15 protein-coding genes and 1 tRNA gene are annotated in these 14,227 nt (G+C 60.6%); 10 read left to right on the top strand and 6 right to left on the bottom strand.

Features of this window, described 5'->3' with window-relative positions; all coding sequences use genetic code 11:
- The first annotated feature begins 147 nt into the window (after positions 1-147).
- The 5 genes from RCI20_RS00375 to RCI20_RS00355 are packed head-to-tail and all read left to right on the top strand — an operon-like array spanning position 148 to position 4,898.
- Positions 148-1,158 carry a sulfate ABC transporter substrate-binding protein gene (locus RCI20_RS00375; protein ID WP_306602687.1) on the top strand — a complete coding sequence of 337 codons (1,011 nt, stop codon included), beginning with the start codon at positions 148-150 and terminating at the stop codon, positions 1,156-1,158.
- Positions 1,158-1,994: a sulfate ABC transporter permease subunit CysT gene (gene cysT, locus RCI20_RS00370; RefSeq protein ID WP_306602462.1), complete on the top strand. Its 837-nt coding sequence runs from the start codon at positions 1,158-1,160 to the stop codon at positions 1,992-1,994. The genes RCI20_RS00375 and cysT overlap by 1 nt, the downstream gene beginning before the upstream one ends.
- Entirely contained in the window at positions 1,994-2,890 is an 897-nt protein-coding gene (cysW, locus tag RCI20_RS00365; RefSeq protein WP_306602461.1) for a sulfate ABC transporter permease subunit CysW, read from the top strand. Before cysT ends, cysW begins: the two co-directional genes overlap by 1 nt.
- Positions 2,887-3,966 carry a sulfate/molybdate ABC transporter ATP-binding protein gene (locus RCI20_RS00360; RefSeq protein WP_306602460.1) on the top strand — a complete coding sequence of 360 codons (1,080 nt, stop codon included), beginning with the start codon at positions 2,887-2,889 and terminating at the stop codon, positions 3,964-3,966. The genes cysW and RCI20_RS00360 overlap by 4 nt, the downstream gene beginning before the upstream one ends.
- On the top strand, positions 3,963-4,898 hold the full coding sequence (locus RCI20_RS00355) for a CysB family HTH-type transcriptional regulator (protein WP_306602459.1): 936 nt from the start codon (positions 3,963-3,965) through the stop codon (positions 4,896-4,898). Before RCI20_RS00360 ends, RCI20_RS00355 begins: the two co-directional genes overlap by 4 nt.
- A 66-nt stretch (positions 4,899-4,964) precedes the next feature.
- Here RCI20_RS00355 and RCI20_RS00350 read toward each other — a convergent pair whose 3' ends face one another.
- Positions 4,965-7,661, bottom strand: a complete 2,697-nt coding sequence (locus RCI20_RS00350) for a bifunctional acetate--CoA ligase family protein/GNAT family N-acetyltransferase (RefSeq protein WP_306602458.1) — start codon at positions 7,659-7,661, stop codon at positions 4,965-4,967.
- Between the two features lie 102 nt (positions 7,662-7,763).
- Complete coding sequence (locus RCI20_RS00345) at positions 7,764-8,171, bottom strand: OsmC family protein (protein ID WP_306602457.1); 408 nt, start codon at positions 8,169-8,171, stop codon at positions 7,764-7,766.
- Between RCI20_RS00345 and RCI20_RS00340 the strand changes: the two genes are divergently transcribed.
- A complete protein-coding gene (locus RCI20_RS00340) occupies positions 8,170-8,712 on the top strand; it encodes a bifunctional 2-polyprenyl-6-hydroxyphenol methylase/3-demethylubiquinol 3-O-methyltransferase UbiG (protein ID WP_306602455.1) in 543 nt (180 codons plus the stop codon). The two genes, RCI20_RS00345 and RCI20_RS00340, sit on opposite strands and share 2 nt — an antisense overlap.
- On the opposite strand, the gene RCI20_RS00335 is transcribed toward RCI20_RS00340, so the two are convergent.
- Positions 8,705-9,307 carry an arylesterase gene (locus RCI20_RS00335; RefSeq protein WP_306602454.1) on the bottom strand — a complete coding sequence of 201 codons (603 nt, stop codon included), beginning with the start codon at positions 9,305-9,307 and terminating at the stop codon, positions 8,705-8,707. The genes RCI20_RS00340 and RCI20_RS00335 overlap by 8 nt on opposite strands.
- Here RCI20_RS00335 and RCI20_RS00330 point away from each other — a divergent pair.
- Positions 9,306-9,983 carry an ABC transporter ATP-binding protein gene (locus RCI20_RS00330; protein ID WP_306602453.1) on the top strand — a complete coding sequence of 226 codons (678 nt, stop codon included), beginning with the start codon at positions 9,306-9,308 and terminating at the stop codon, positions 9,981-9,983. The genes RCI20_RS00335 and RCI20_RS00330 overlap by 2 nt on opposite strands.
- A gap of 10 nt (positions 9,984-9,993) precedes the next feature.
- Here RCI20_RS00330 and hpnE read toward each other — a convergent pair whose 3' ends face one another.
- From hpnE to hpnC, 3 genes are read right to left on the bottom strand one after another with little or no spacing between them, the layout of a single operon-like run.
- Entirely contained in the window at positions 9,994-11,280 is a 1,287-nt protein-coding gene (gene hpnE / locus RCI20_RS00325) for a hydroxysqualene dehydroxylase HpnE (protein ID WP_306602452.1), read from the bottom strand.
- The gene (hpnD, locus tag RCI20_RS00320; protein WP_306602451.1) at positions 11,247-12,080 is read right to left on the bottom strand and encodes a presqualene diphosphate synthase HpnD; all 834 of its coding nucleotides are present in this window, start codon (positions 12,078-12,080) and stop codon (positions 11,247-11,249) included. Before hpnD ends, hpnE begins: the two co-directional genes overlap by 34 nt.
- A gap of 4 nt (positions 12,081-12,084) precedes the next feature.
- On the bottom strand, positions 12,085-12,894 hold the full coding sequence (gene hpnC / locus RCI20_RS00315; RefSeq protein WP_306602450.1) for a squalene synthase HpnC: 810 nt from the start codon (positions 12,892-12,894) through the stop codon (positions 12,085-12,087).
- Positions 12,895-12,934: 40 nt separating this feature from the next.
- Here hpnC and RCI20_RS00310 point away from each other — a divergent pair.
- The 3 genes from RCI20_RS00310 to RCI20_RS00300 all read left to right on the top strand — a co-directional run bounded on the left by RCI20_RS00310 (position 12,935) and on the right by RCI20_RS00300 (position 14,158).
- Positions 12,935-13,019: transfer RNA gene (locus RCI20_RS00310), tRNA-Leu, on the top strand.
- Positions 13,020-13,529: 510 nt separating this feature from the next.
- Positions 13,530-13,841 (top strand): hypothetical protein, encoded by a 312-nt coding sequence (locus RCI20_RS00305; protein WP_306602449.1) that lies wholly within the window; start codon positions 13,530-13,532, stop codon positions 13,839-13,841.
- A gap of 2 nt (positions 13,842-13,843) precedes the next feature.
- Positions 13,844-14,158 carry a BON domain-containing protein gene (locus RCI20_RS00300; protein ID WP_306602448.1) on the top strand — a complete coding sequence of 105 codons (315 nt, stop codon included), beginning with the start codon at positions 13,844-13,846 and terminating at the stop codon, positions 14,156-14,158.
- Positions 14,159-14,227 lie beyond the last annotated feature (69 nt).

The following is a 14,227-nucleotide window of genomic DNA, read 5'->3' as shown; positions in this document are numbered from 1 at the left end:
TCGATTCAACCCGTGAAAGCCGGTGGCGAGAAACCCTCGTCATCGGCTTTATCTATTTTTCGTATAAGAAAATCGGTTTTTATTCGTTAGCGCGCTAATCGGTGCACTTTAGACTTGGTCTCGTTACTTAGTTACCCGGAGCCCATGATGACTCACCGCCTGAAAAATTCCCTGCGCCGTTCGGTTGCCGCACTAGCCTTTCTGACGGCCGGTGCCGCGTTGGCGCAGACGACGATCCTCAATGTTTCTTACGACGTATCGCGTGAGCTGTACAAAGACATCAACCCCGCATTCAGCGCGGCCTGGAAGAAACAGGGTGGGGCCGATATTGCGGTCAACCAGTCGCACGGTGGTTCTTCCAAGCAGGCTGGCGCAGTGATCGGCGGTCTCGAGGCCGATGTGATCACGATGAACCAGTCGCCGGACATCGACATCCTGGTCGAGCGCGGTGGCTTGGTGGCCGCCGACTGGCGCAAGCACTTCCCGCATGATGCGACGCCCTACACGACGACCTCGGTCTTCCTGGTACGCAAAGGCAATCCGAAGAAGATCAAGGATTGGGACGATCTGGCCAAACCGGGTTACCAGGTGATCGTGCCGAATCCGAAGACCTCGGGTAACGGTCGTTACACCTATCTCGCCGCCTGGGGCTATGCCCTGGAAAAAACCGGTTCGGATGCGGGGGCCAAGGATTTTGTCAGCAAGCTGTTCGCCAATGTGCCGGTACTTGATGGCGGCGGTCGCGGGGCAACGACGACCTTCACCCAGCGCGATGTCGGCGATGTGCTGGTCACCTTCGAGAACGAAGCCATCCTGATTGCCAACGAACTGGGGGGGAATCAGTTCGATATCGTTTATCCGTCGCTGTCGATCGAAGCCGCTGCCCCGGTGGCCGTGATTCAGAAGATTGCTGCCAAGCGCGGGACGGAGAAGGTCGCCAAGGCTTACCTGAACTTCCTGTTCTCGCCCGCCGGCCAGGAAAACATTGCCAAGCACGATTTCCGGCCGCGTGACGCCAGCGTGCTGAAGAAGCATGCCGCCAAGTACCCAAGTATCCGCACCTTCACGGTCGAGCAGAAGCTTGGTGGTTGGGCTGCCGTGCAGAAGGTGCATTTCGCCGATGGCGGTTTGTATGACCAAATTATCCTGAAAAAGTGATGTCGACCGCAAAATCCTTCCGTGTATTGCCGGGCTTCAAGCTGACGCTCGGCTATACCCTGGGCTACATGTCGCTGCTCATCCTGATCCCGTTGTCGGCGGTCTTCCTGAAGACTTTCGAACTGGACTGGGAACGCTTCATCGAGGTCGTGACCGCACCGCAAGTGGTGGCGACCTACAAGCTCTCCTTCGGGGCCTCCTTGCTGGCGGCGGCGATCAACGCAGTGTTCGGCCTGTTGCTGGCCTGGGCGCTGGTTCGTTACTCGTTTCCGGGCAAGAAGCTGGTCGATGCGCTGGTTGATCTGCCATTCGCCTTGCCGACGGCCGTCGCCGGTATCGCACTGACTGCGCTGTACGCCAAGAATGGCTGGATCGGCCAGTATCTGGAACCGTTCGGCATCAAGGTGGCATTTACGCCGGTGGGGGTGCTGGTGGCGCTGGTCTTCATTGGCTTGCCCTTTGTTGTCCGTACCGTGCAGCCGATTCTTGAAGATCTCGATACCGAACTGGAAGAAGCCGCGGCCAGCCTCGGTGCGCAACGCTGGCAGACTTTTCGCCACGTCATCCTGCCGATCCTGCTGCCGGCATTGCTCACCGGGTTTGCACTGGCCTTTGCCCGGGCCGTCGGCGAATACGGTTCGGTGATCTTCATCGCCGGCAATCTGCCGTATGTTTCCGAGATCACGCCGCTGATGATCATTACCCGTCTGGAGCAGTACGACTATCGCGGCGCGACGGCGATTGCCTCGGTCATGCTCATCTTTTCCTTCATCCTGCTGCTGATTATCAATGGGCTGCAGGCGTGGACCGCAAAACGTACCGGGAGGGATCGGTAATGGCTGGTGCAACAAGCATGCATATTGGCGGTGATCATGCCGCCCGTTTCGAAAACAAGGCGGCAACGCGGGAAACGCCGCTGGTCAAATGGACCATCCTGGTGCTGGCGCTGGGCTTCTTCGCCATTTTCCTGTTGCTGCCACTGGTTGCAGTGTTCGTCGAGGCTTTCCGCAAAGGCTGGGAAACCTATGTGACGGCGCTGATTGATCCGGATGCCTGGTCGGCAATCAAGCTGACCTTGCTGGCGGCAGTCATCTCGGTGCCGCTCAACCTGGTGTTCGGGGTGGCGGCAGCCTGGTGTATTGCCAAGTTCGAGTTTCGCGGCAAGCAATTGCTGATCACCTTGATCGATCTGCCATTCTCGGTTTCTCCGGTGATTGCCGGGCTGGTCTTCGTGCTGGTGTTCGGCGCGCAGGGCTGGTTCGGTAGTTGGCTGTCGGAGAACGACATCAAGATCATCTTTGCCGTGCCGGGGATCGTGCTGGCCACCGTTTTTGTCACCTTTCCCTTCGTTGCCCGCGAACTCATTCCGCTGATGCAGGCGCAGGGCAGGGATGAGGAAGAAGCGGCGGTGGTGCTTGGTGCCAAGGGCTGGCAGGTGTTCTGGCACGTCACACTGCCCAACATCAAGTGGGGCCTGATGTACGGCGTAATTTTGACCAATGCCCGGGCGATGGGCGAGTTCGGCGCGGTCAGCGTCGTCTCCGGCCACATCCGTGGGCAGACCAACACGCTGCCGCTGCACGTCGAAATCCTCTACAACGAATACATGTTCTCGGCGGCCTTTGCCGTGGCCTCGCTGCTGGCCTTGCTGGCACTGGTCACGCTGGTCATCAAGAACTGGGTCGAGCATCAGGCGGCCCGCTCCTATCGCGAAACTGAGCAAGCATCATGAGCATTCAAGTCAAGAACATTCACAAGGAATTCGGCAGCTTCACCGCGCTGAACGACATCACCCTCGATTTCCCGACCGGCGAACTGGTTGCGCTGCTCGGCCCCTCCGGTTGCGGCAAGACGACGCTGCTGCGCATCATCGCCGGGCTGGAACAGGCCGACTCGGGCCAGGTCCTGCTCGATGGCGAGGATGCGTCCAGCACCCACGTCCGCGAGCGCCAGGTCGGCTTCGTGTTCCAGCATTACGCGCTGTTCAAGCACATGACGGTATTCGACAACGTGGCTTTCGGCATGCGCATGAAACCGCGCGGCGGGCGCCCGTCGGAAGCGAAAATCAAGGAAAAGGTGCATGAACTGCTCAATCTCGTGCAACTCGACTGGCTGGCCGACCGCTTCCCGTCGCAGTTGTCCGGCGGCCAGCGTCAGCGCATCGCGCTGGCCCGGGCGCTGGCGGTTGAGCCGCGCGTGCTGCTGCTCGACGAGCCGTTCGGCGCGCTCGATGCCAAGGTGCGCAAGGAACTGCGTCGCTGGTTGCGCAAGCTGCACGACGAACTGCACATCACGTCGATCTTCGTCACGCATGACCAGGAAGAAGCGCTCGAAGTCGCCGACCGCGTGGTGCTGATGGACCACGGCAAGGTCGAGCAGATCGGCACGCCGGAAGAAGTCTATCGCCACCCGGCGACGCCCTTTGTCTATGGCTTCCTCGGTTCGGTCAATTTCTTCCACGGTCGGGTCGACGGCGAGTCGGTGCGCGTCGGTGACGATACGTTGCCGCACGAAGCCAATGATTTCGCCCATGGTGCCGAAGTCGTCGCCTTTGCCCGGCCGCACGAACTGGAAATTGACACAAATCCCGCGTCGACCGCAGGAATTGCCGCACGCATCAACCGGGTGCTGGCTTTCGGCGTCACGGCGCGGGTCGAGCTCGATGGCATCAATGGCTCGAGCGGCCAGCACTTCGAGGTCGAGATCACGCGCGAACGTGTTCTTGAGCTGGGTTTGCAGGATGGTCAGGATGTACGGCTGGTGCCATCCCGCCTGAAGGTCTTTGAACGCGAAGGAGCGTCGGCATGAATTTCCAGCAACTACGCATCATTCGCGAGACGGTGCGTCAGGATTTCAACCTGACTGAAGTGGCCAATGCGCTCTATACCTCGCAACCCGGCGTCAGCAAGCACATCAAGGATCTGGAGGATGAACTTGGCATTGAAATCTTCATCCGCCGGGGCAAGCGCCTGCTTGGCTTGACCGAGCCGGGCAAGGAACTGGTCGATGTGGTGCAGCGCATCTTGCTCGATACGCACAACCTGCGGCGCATCGCCGACCAGTTTGCCAGTCGGGAAACCGGCCATTTCGTGGTCGCGACGACACATACCCAGGCGCGCTATGCGCTGCCGAAAATCATCAAATGGTTCAAGGCCGATTACCCCAAGGTCCATCTCACCTTGCTGCAGGGCAGCCCTCGTGAAATCGCCGAACTCGTGGTGACCGGTCAGGCCGACGTGGGTATTGCCACCGAGGCGCTGGACAAGTCGGCAGAGCTGGCATCCTTTCCGTTCTACTCATGGCATCACGCGATCATCGTGCCGATCGGGCATCCCTTGTTGAGCGTCGAAAAAGTCACGCTGGATATCCTGGCCGATTACCCAATCATTACGTATCACGAGGGGTTTACCGGCCGGGCGCACGTTGACCGCGCCTTTGCCGAAGCCGGGATCGTACCCGACATCGTGTTGTCGGCGATCGACGCGGATGTGATCAAGACCTACGTGGCGCTGGAACTCGGTGTCGGCATCGTCGCCTCGGTTGCCTACGACCCGGAACAGGACCGCAACCTGGTGATGATTCCGGTACCCGAACTGTTCCCGGCCAACACGACGCGTCTGGCTGCGCGCAAGGGAACCTATCTGCGCAGCTATGTGCATGCTTTCATCGAGAAAGTCTGTCCGGATCTGGGCGAAGAGGCGATCAAGGCCGCGCTCAAGCCGCAAAGCGTCTCCGAGTGATTCGGCAGAAACAGCAGTGAAAAAAAAGCGCCGGGGAGGCGCTTTTTTTCATCGTGGCGAGTGCGATCAGCCGGTCAGCGGCTTGACCACACGCTTGACCGCCGTGTCGTCCGGGTGCGGATGGATGGTGAAGCCCAGGCTGGTCATCAGGCGGAACATCTTGCTGTTGGTCGATAGCACGTCACCGACCACGGCGCGATAACCCTTGGTGCGGGCGCAATCGACCAGTGCCGTCATCAACTTGCGGCCAACACCGCATTTCTGCCAGTCGTCACCGACGGCCAAGGCGAACTCGACCGATTCGCCATCCGGATTAAGCACGTAGCGGGCGACACCAATCTGGCTTTCCTTGCCGGTTTCATCATCGGTGATTGTCCCGACCAGCGCCATTTCGCGGTCGTAGTCGATCTGGGTGAAGCGCACCAGCATGGTCTGTGTCAGTTCGCGCAAGGTGTCCATGAAGCGGTAGTAACGCGATTCGTCGGACATGGCCTTGACGAATTCCTGCTCCATGTCGGCATCTTCCGGGCGGATCGGACGGATGGTGACCGTCTGCCCGTTGTTCATCTGCCATTCCTGGATCAGGTGTACCGGGTAGGGGTAAATGGCCATGTGAGCGTAACGGTCGCCGGAACTGTTGGCAGCGTGGTCGATGACGATACGCGCATCGGCCGCGATGGCGCCGTGCTCGTCCACGATCAGCGGGTTGATTTCCAGTTCAATGATCCACGGAAGTTCGCAGACCATTTCGGAGATGCACAGCAGCACTTCCTTCAGCGCTTCGCGGTCGACCGGCGGCATATTGTGGAATTGATCGAGAATCTTCGAGGTGCGGGTCGATTCGATCAGGTCCTTGGCCAGGAACTTGTTCAGCGGCGGCAGGGCGACCGAACGGTCGCTGAAGATCTCGTTGTCGAAACCGCCGGCGCCGAAGGTGATGACCGGCCCGAAGATTGGGTCGCGGATCACGCCGATCATGATTTCTCGGCCATGTGGGCGGGACAGGAAAGGCTCAATCGAGACGCCATTGATTTTGGCGTCCGGGTGGCGCTTTTGCACCGTATCGATGATGTCGTGATACGCATTGCGTACCGCTGGCGCATTCTGGATGTTCAGACGGACGCCGCCGGCATCGGTCTTGTGCGGCAGTTCCGGCGAATCGACTTTCATGGCAATCGGGAAACCGATCTGTTCGGCCAGCAGCAGCGCTTCGGTGGCGGTGCGGGCGACCATGGTCTGGGCAACCGGCACTTTGAAGGCGCGCAGGATGGCTTTCGATTCCATTTCGGACAGCACCTTGCGCCGTTCGGCCAATAGCGCCTCGATCAGCATCTTGGCGCCTTCGGTTTCCGGGCGGCCATGCTGGCGCGTCGGTTCCGGCGTTTGCAGCAGCAGCTTCTGGTTACGGTAATACTTGGAAATGTGATGGAACAGTTCGATGGCGGTTTCCGGCATGCGGAAGGCAGGAATCCCGGAGTCTTCCAGCAGCTTGCGCGCTTCGGCCACCTGTTCTTCACCCATCCAGCAGCAGATGATGCGGCGGTTGAGCTTGTCGGAAATCGAGATGATGGCCTGCGCCACGCCCATCGGGTCGGTCATGGCCTGCGGCGACAGCATGACCAGCGTACTGTCGACGTTCGGATCCTGCGTGACGGCGAGCAGGGCGTCGCGGTAACGTTCCGGTGTGGCATCGCCGGCGATGTCGATCGGGTTGCTGTGCGACCAGGTGGCAGGCAGCACCTTGTTCAGATTGCCCATGGTTTCGGCCGACAGTTCGGCCAGCGGGATGCCCAGGTCGCCCGCACGGTCGGCTGCCATGGCGCCCGGACCACCGCCGTTGGTGATGATGGCCAGACGGTCGCCCTGGGGACGGAATTTGGAGGCCAGTGCCTTGGCGGCGTAGAACAGTTGGCCGACATTCTTGACGCGAACCACGCCAGCCCGGCGGATGGCGGCATCGAATACGGTATCCGAAATGGCCGCCATGCCGGAATGCACGGTGGCGGCTTGCGAACCGGCTTCATGACGGCCAGCCTTGAGCAGGATGATCGGCTTGATGCGGGCTGCCGAACGCAGGGCGCTCATGAAGCGGCGGGCGTTGCGGATGCCTTCGACGTACATCAGGATGTAATGGGTGCGGCTGTCGTAGATCAGATAGTCGAGAATTTCGCCGAAGTCCACGTCGGCGGTCATGCCCAGCGAAATGACCGAAGAGAAGCCGACCTGATTCGATTTTGCCCAGTCCAGCACCGCCGAGCACATCGCACCGGATTGCGAAACCAGCGCCAGATTGCCCGGATTGGCCGTGATCTTGGTGAACGTGGCGTTCAGGCCGAGTTCCGGACGAATGATGCCGAGACAGTTGGGGCCAAGGATGCGCACGTTGTAGGAACGGGCGATTTCCATCACCTTGCGTTCAAGCGCAGCACCGATGTGACCGGCTTCGGAGAAACCGGAAGCAATCACGATGACGTTGCGCACGCCGCTGCGGCCACACTGTTCGATCAGTTGCGGTACGGTCTGCGGCCGGGTGGCGATGACAGCCATCTCGACACGCGCACCGATTTCCTCGATCGACTTGTAGGCCTGCTGGCCGAGAATGGTCTCGTGCTTGGGATTGATCGCGTAGAGCCGACCTTTGTAGCCTGAACCCAGAATGTTCCTGAAGATGACATTGCCGACCGAGTTTTCGCGCTCGGAAGCGCCGATGACGGCAACCGATTTGGGTTCGAAAAGCGCAGTCAGATAGTGCTGTTCCAACATGGTAGGTTCCTATTCAGGCTAATTATTGTGCAGTGCAATATTTTCTCATACTACGCCAGGCAATACCATGTGAATTCAGGGGGTATTACCTGCGGAAATCACTTAGTCGGTGAGTGCGCAATCGAGTTGGAAGGACTGTGCCAAGGCCCGGTGTACCGGGCATTTGTTGGCAATTTCGAGCAGGCGCTGGCTTTGTTCCGCACTCAGTTCGCCATCGAGCGTGATCTTGCGCTGGATGCAGTCGCGGGCCACGCCATCGATGTCGACCTTGTGGTGCGACAGTTCGACCTGCACGTTGCGCAAAGGCAATTCCTTGCGCTCGGCGTACATGCGCAAAGTCATCGAGGTGCAGGCACCGAGTCCGGCCATCAGGAAATCGAAAGGTGCCGGGCCGGCATCGCCGCCACCCATGCTGACCGGCTCGTCGGCCAGCAAATGATGCTCGCCGGCAATGACGTCCTGCTGGTATCTTCCTTGCCCGTTCTCCCTGACGATTACCGTTCCCGACATGACACGCTCCACTAATGGTTTGCCCGAAATCATACGCCCTTCGTCGTGGGTCGAACATTACTGTTCGCACTTGCCGAGATCCGGCCGTGTGCTTGATCTGGCCTGCGGTAGCGGGCGCCATACCCGGCTGCTGGCGGGGCAAAATCTCGCCGTTCTTGCGGTCGACCGCAATAAAGAGGCACTTTTCGCGCTGGCCGGTGTGCCGGGCATTGAAACTGCCTGCCTGGACCTCGAAGGCGACGACTGGCCGCTGGCCGGTCAGCGTTTTGCCGGCATCGTCGTCACCAACTACCTCTGGCGACCGCGCCTGCCCGACGTGCTTGCCATGCTGGCGCCGGGCGGTGTGCTGATTTACGAAACTTTCATGCTCGGTAACGCGGTTTACGGCAAACCGTCGAGTCCGGATTTTCTGCTGCTGCCTGGGGAGTTGCGCGCGCTTACTGCCGCTGCCGATTTGCGCGAAATTGCCTTTGCCGAAGGCTATGCCGATACGCCGAAACCCTGCATGCGTCAGGCCATCGTCGCGGTCCGGCCTATTTGAGCAGTGGCTGTAGCTTGGGCCAGACGTGGTCGAGCAGCAGCGGCTGGGCTTCTGCCGTTGGATGCAACTGGTCGGCCTGGAACAGATCGGCGCGGGTCGCCACCGGTTCGAGCAGGAAGGGCAGCAGGGCCGTCTGTTTTGTTTTGGCAATGTCGACAAAACTTTGCAGGAATTGATCGGCATAAGGACCGTAGTTGGGGGGCAGACGCATGCCGGCGACCAATACCCGGGCGCCGGATTTTTTGGCGCTGTCGACCATGGCATCGAGGTTGCCGCGTATCTGGCCTAGCGGCAAACCACGCAGACCGTCGTTCGAGCCGAGCGCCAGGATGACGATGCTCGGCTGATATTTACGTATCGCTTCGACCATGCGCGATTGCCCGCCGGCCGTGGTTTCGCCAGAGATCGACAGATTCACGACGTTATAATCAAGGCGCTTTTCGTTCAGTCGCCGGTCGAGCAGCGACGGCCAGGCTTGTTCCGGGCGAATGCCGTAACCGGCCGACAGGGAATCGCCCATCACCATGATGGTTTTTGCCGCGATGGCTGAGGGGGCGGCAAGAAACAGGGCAAACAGGAAAAGGACAAGACGCATGTCAGGAAAGCCAGTAGTTGAAGTGGTCGGTTTGGGCAAGATGGTGGATAACGGCGGTGCGCCGCTGACGATTTTGCAGGATATCTCCTTTGTCGTCATGCCGGGTGAGACGGTGGCCATCGTTGGTGCCTCCGGCTCGGGCAAATCGACCCTGCTCGGACTGCTGGCCGGGCTGGACGTTCCATCGGCCGGCGAAATCCGCCTCGATGGCTTGGCGCTGGCCGCGCTCGACGAGGATGCGCGGGCCGTGCAGCGCGGTCGCTTGCTCGGTTTCGTCTTCCAGTCTTTTCAGTTGCTGCCGTCGCTGACCGCGCTGGAAAACGTCATGCTGCCCCTGGAGTTGGCGGGTAACAAGGCGGCCGCCCGGATTGCCGGCGACTGGCTGGCGCGCGTCGGCCTCGCTCACCGTCTGAAGCATTATCCGAAACACCTGTCCGGCGGCGAACAGCAGCGCGTTGCGCTGGCTCGCGCCTTCGCGCCGGAACCGCGGCTGGTGCTGGCCGACGAGCCGACCGGCAACCTCGATGCGGCGACCGGTGCGCAGGTGATTGAAATGATGTTCGACCTGAACGCGAAGCAGGGGACGACGCTGATCCTGGTCACCCACGACGAGGCGATTGCCGCCCGGTGCGGGCGCGTGCTGCGGATTCAGTCGGGGCGTTTGATCGACGCCTAGGCACGGCAGGTCAGGCCAGCGGAACGGCCCGGGCGGCGCGCAGGCCGCTCCTGACGGCGCCTTCCAGCGTCGCCGGATAATCGGCCCAAGTGTAGTCGCCGGCGAGGAAAACGCGTGGATCGGCGGTGCGATGATCGGGTCGTGCCTGCTGCGGTCGACAGCGGAAAGTTGCCCTTTTCTCGCGGATTACCTGCTGCCAGCTTGCCGTTTCGCCGAGCCCGAGTTCGTCCTGCAAGGCGTGCACCAGCGCCGCGTCATCCAGCCTTTCCCATTCGCCGTGCCCGCTGATGACACAGGCAAACAGGCCGTTGCCGCGGTCGACGACCCATTGGCCGTATTTTCCGGCGAGGTTGAGGAGCGGGAAGGGCAGCGCGGTTTTTGCCGAAAATTGCAGGTAGACCGTGGCAATTGGCTCGTAGTCGAAAGCAATGTCCATCGCCGGCCACAACGTTGGGACATGTTGCGGTGCGACGGCGAGGATGACGGCGTCAAACGTTTCGCCATCGACGAGGAACGGCGAGTCATCGTGAGTGCTGCGGGGCGATCCAGTGTTGGCAATGATGCTGCGTACCCGCTGACCAAAGCGTAGCGTCGCGCCGTGCTCACCGAGCCAGCGGCAGGCCGGTTCCGGCAGCAGTTCGCCGAACGGGGCGCGTGGCAGCAGCAGGTCGGTGTCTGAACGGCGCGAACTGCCCAGGCTGTCGCGCAGCACGTTGGCAAAAATCTGCGCCGATGCCGTGTCGGCCGATGTGTTCAGCGCGGCGAGGCAGAGCGGTTCCCACAGGTGGCGACGCAGCTTGCCGGTCTGGCCGGCGGCATCGAGCCATTCGCTGACGCTGCAATCCCGCGCCAGGCGGAACTTGCGCCATTTGACCCCCTGCATCCACAGCGCGGTTTTCAGCTTTTCCGGCAGGTCGACCGCAGTAGCGCCGAGCAGTCCCCAGGCGACGTTGAGCGGCGCCGGTAGCATCGGCAGAGCCAGCCGGAAACCGCCGGGATCAACAACCTTCAGCGGCCGGCGCTCGAACAGTAGTTCAGGATCGGCGCCGACCTTGCGCATCAGCGCCAGCGTTTCGCGATAGGCGCCGAGCAGGATGTGCTGGCCGTTGTCGAGCGTGCGTCCGTCGATTTCCACCGAGCGCGCCCTGCCACCCGGCACGCGTCCGGCTTCCATCAAGGTGACGGCGGCGCCGCGTTCCGTCAGTTCAACCGCAGCGGCCAAACCTGCCCAGCCGGCGCCAATGACGGCGACGCGCATCGTGCTCAGCCCTTGATCCAGGTCTTCGTCGCCAGCCACAGCTTGCGCGTGGCCGGTAGCGAAATGCGCTGGTGCAGGACCTGGAAGTTCTCGTCGCGGATTTCGGCCAGCAGCGTCCGGTAGATCGCCGCCATGATCAGGCCCGGCCGCTGATTTTTGCGGTCAACCGCCGGTAGCAGCGAAAAAGCCTGTTCGTAATAGCGTTCGGCGCGTTCGTACTGGAACTGCATCAGCGCGGTGAAATTGTCCGAATACTTGGCGTTGAGGATGTCGGCGGCTGGCACGTTGAACTGCTTCAGTTCATCCATTGGCAGGTAGATGCGGCCGCGCCGGGCGTCTTCGCCGACATCGCGGATGATGTTGGTGAGCTGGAAGGCCATGCCGAGGTCGTGCGCGTATTTCTGCGTCTGCCGGTCGGTATAGCCGAAGATTTCGGCGGCGAGCAGGCCGACGACGCTGGCGACGCGGTAGCAGTACAGCGAGAGGCCCTTGAAGTCGAGATAGCGCGACTGCTGCAGGTCCATCTCCATGCCGTCGATGATTTCCAGCAACTGTTCCTTCGGCAGGTTGATGCTCGGGGCAACCGCTTGCAGCGCCAGGCCGACCGGGTGCGTGGCCTGTTTTTCGGCGATCCGTTCGACTTCCATGCGCCACCAGACCAGCTTGGTCGAGGCGATTGAAATGTCGGTGCATTCGTCGACGACATCGTCGACTTCGCGGCAGAAGGCGTAGAGCGCCATGATCGCTTGACGGCGCTCGGGCGGCAGGAAGAGGAAGCTGTAGTAGAAGGAGGAGCCGCTGGCCGCGCACTTCTCCTGGCAGTATTGGTCAGGATTCATGGGGTCACATTCTAATGGAACGGGCGAGCAGTACGAGCCAGTCGCGCTTGCCCAGTGTTGGCCGCTGGTGGAAAACATCGCCGCGCACCTGGCGGATGCGTTCCAGGATGCGCAGGCCACCTTGCACGGTCAGGCGGATTTCCCAGCCCAATCGGCCGGGCAGGGCATGGACCAGCGGGGCGCCGCGCAGCATCAGCGTTTGCGCCCGGTCGATCTGGAAATCCATCAGCGCCGCCCAGTTGGCCGAACTGCGCCCTTGGGCGATGTCGTCTTCGCTGACTTTGAAATGCGGGAAGTCGGTCTGCGGGATGTAAACCCGGTCTTTTTGCCAGTCGACCGCAACATCCTGCCAGAAATTGATCAATTGCAAGGCCGAGCAGATGCAGTCAGACTGTTCCAGATGTTCCGCTTCGGTGCGTCCGAACAGGTGCAATACCAGCCGGCCGACCGGGTTGGCCGAGCGGCGGCAGTAATCGATCAGTTCCGGGTAATCGGCATAGCGCTTCTTGATCACATCCTGCGCGAAGGCGTCGAGCAGATCGCGGAAAAGCTGGATCGGCAAGGCGTGGACCGCAATAATTTTGGCCAGCGAGACAAAGAGCGGCGTTTGCGGCAATTCCCCGCTGGCAATGCGATCGAGTTCGGCCTGATAGGCGGCAAGTTCGGCCAGACGCTGCTCCGGCGTGGCATCGCCTTCGTCGGCAATGTCGTCGGCGCTGCGGGCAAAGCGGTAAATCACCTCGATGGGTTGGCGCAGGTGTCGCGGAACCAGAATGGAAGCGACAGGAAAATTTTCGTAATGATCGACAGGCATGGGCGCTTAGTCCGAGTCAGTGTTAGAATGCGGCCCGCTTGCCCAGGTGGCGAAATTGGTAGACGCACCAGATTTAGGTTCTGGCGCCGCAAGGTGTGGGGGTTCGAGTCCCTTCCTGGGCACCATTAAAAAACAGTGACTTATGTTACTTTTCCATATTTTCCCGTGCTGGGAAATACTGGTTTTTTTCATCAAAATTTTCCCAGATTTTCCCGGTGATGGCCTTGAATCCCGGGCTGCTTTCGGCAAAGCTTTGTCTCAAGTTACGGCAATCCGGCGGTTTGACCAGCGTTTTGGCTGCGCTCGGCTGTCGTGCTGAAGGCCGGATGATACCGCCGAAGCGTATCGCCAGGCAGCGCACGATCCGTTAAACCTTTGCGGCTCTGAGTCATCAGCCGCCAGCTGAAATCCTGACAGCAAACTCCTGTGCTACGGCAAGGGATGGATAGCGGCCAGCGAGTTGGCAAATTGAGCCATTTCAAGCCTGGTGCCGTCAGTTCTGCAGGTATTTTGCTGCTGTGTGCGCAACCGAACGGAGCTGCCAAAGGCATCGCGGTACTTTGAATCGCTCATTCCCTGCGCTTGCCTGGCTACCAAGTGGATGGGCGCTCGTTCAATAACCGGAGGGAATTCCCATGAAATATTCAAACATTTGTGCGGCGCTGTTGGCTGCCTTGGCGGTGAGCGCCTGTGACAAACAACCAACGGTTGTTACGCCAACCGTGGTGACCGTGCCTGTGCCAGGTCCGGCCGGTCCGGCAGGACCGACGGGGGCCGCCGGTTCAAGTGGCATGACCGGACAGACCGGGGCCAGCGGTACGACCGGTGATGTCGGCCCGACCGGTTCCAGTGGTGGAACTGGCGCGACCGGGGCGACTGGAGAACCGGGGAAAACCCATAGCGAAACGCTCATCGTCGTTCCGCCTGCCCCTACGTTGGCGCGTTGAGCATGAATAACTTCAGCAAATATCTGTCTGCCTTGTTTTTGTCGCTGACGCTGCTCGGCGCCGTAGGTTGTGCATCTACCGCCAAGTCGGAAGGTACTGGTGAATACGTTGATGACGTGATGATCACCAGCAAGGTCAAGGCGGCCATTTTCGGTGAGACAAGTCTGAAGTCGACTGAAATCAACGTTGAGACCTACAAGGGGGTTGTCCAGTTGAGCGGCTTCGTCAGTTCGCATGCTGCAGCCGGCAAGGCCGTCGAGCTTGCCAGCAAGGTTCGTGGCGTTACAGCGGTAAAGAACAGCATGAGTATCAAATAATTGACCATCAGCCCGTTCGCCGGTGCCAGCGTTTGCTTGGCTACCGGGCGGTCGGACAGTAGGTTTCAA

The organism is Azonexus sp. (assembly GCF_030824335.1).
In the GTDB taxonomy this organism is placed as follows: Bacteria; Pseudomonadota; Gammaproteobacteria; order Burkholderiales; family Rhodocyclaceae; genus Azonexus.
This window is presented reverse-complemented; position numbering and strand designations above follow the sequence as displayed.

Bases quoted from the DNA above. Each gene is read 5' to 3' on its own strand.
- cysW (WP_306602461.1), top strand. From the start codon at position 1,994: ATGGCTGGTGCAACAAGCATGCATATTGGCGGTGATCATGCCGCCCGT.
- RCI20_RS00350 (WP_306602458.1), bottom strand. From the start codon at position 7,661: ATGTTGGAACAGCACTATCTGACTGCGCTTTTCGAACCCAAATCGGTT.
- cysT (WP_306602462.1), top strand. From the start codon at position 1,158: ATGTCGACCGCAAAATCCTTCCGTGTATTGCCGGGCTTCAAGCTGACG.
- RCI20_RS00300 (WP_306602448.1), top strand. From the start codon at position 13,844: ATGAATAACTTCAGCAAATATCTGTCTGCCTTGTTTTTGTCGCTGACG.
- RCI20_RS00355 (WP_306602459.1), top strand. From the start codon at position 3,963: ATGAATTTCCAGCAACTACGCATCATTCGCGAGACGGTGCGTCAGGAT.
- RCI20_RS00375 (WP_306602687.1), top strand. From the start codon at position 148: ATGACTCACCGCCTGAAAAATTCCCTGCGCCGTTCGGTTGCCGCACTA.
- RCI20_RS00330 (WP_306602453.1), top strand. From the start codon at position 9,306: ATGTCAGGAAAGCCAGTAGTTGAAGTGGTCGGTTTGGGCAAGATGGTG.
- RCI20_RS00360 (WP_306602460.1), top strand. From the start codon at position 2,887: ATGAGCATTCAAGTCAAGAACATTCACAAGGAATTCGGCAGCTTCACC.
- RCI20_RS00335 (WP_306602454.1), bottom strand. From the start codon at position 9,307: ATGCGTCTTGTCCTTTTCCTGTTTGCCCTGTTTCTTGCCGCCCCCTCA.
- RCI20_RS00340 (WP_306602455.1), top strand. From the start codon at position 8,170: ATGACACGCTCCACTAATGGTTTGCCCGAAATCATACGCCCTTCGTCG.
- RCI20_RS00345 (WP_306602457.1), bottom strand. From the start codon at position 8,171: ATGTCGGGAACGGTAATCGTCAGGGAGAACGGGCAAGGAAGATACCAG.
- hpnD (WP_306602451.1), bottom strand. From the start codon at position 12,080: ATGAATCCTGACCAATACTGCCAGGAGAAGTGCGCGGCCAGCGGCTCC.
- hpnC (WP_306602450.1), bottom strand. From the start codon at position 12,894: ATGCCTGTCGATCATTACGAAAATTTTCCTGTCGCTTCCATTCTGGTT.
- RCI20_RS00305 (WP_306602449.1), top strand. From the start codon at position 13,530: ATGAAATATTCAAACATTTGTGCGGCGCTGTTGGCTGCCTTGGCGGTG.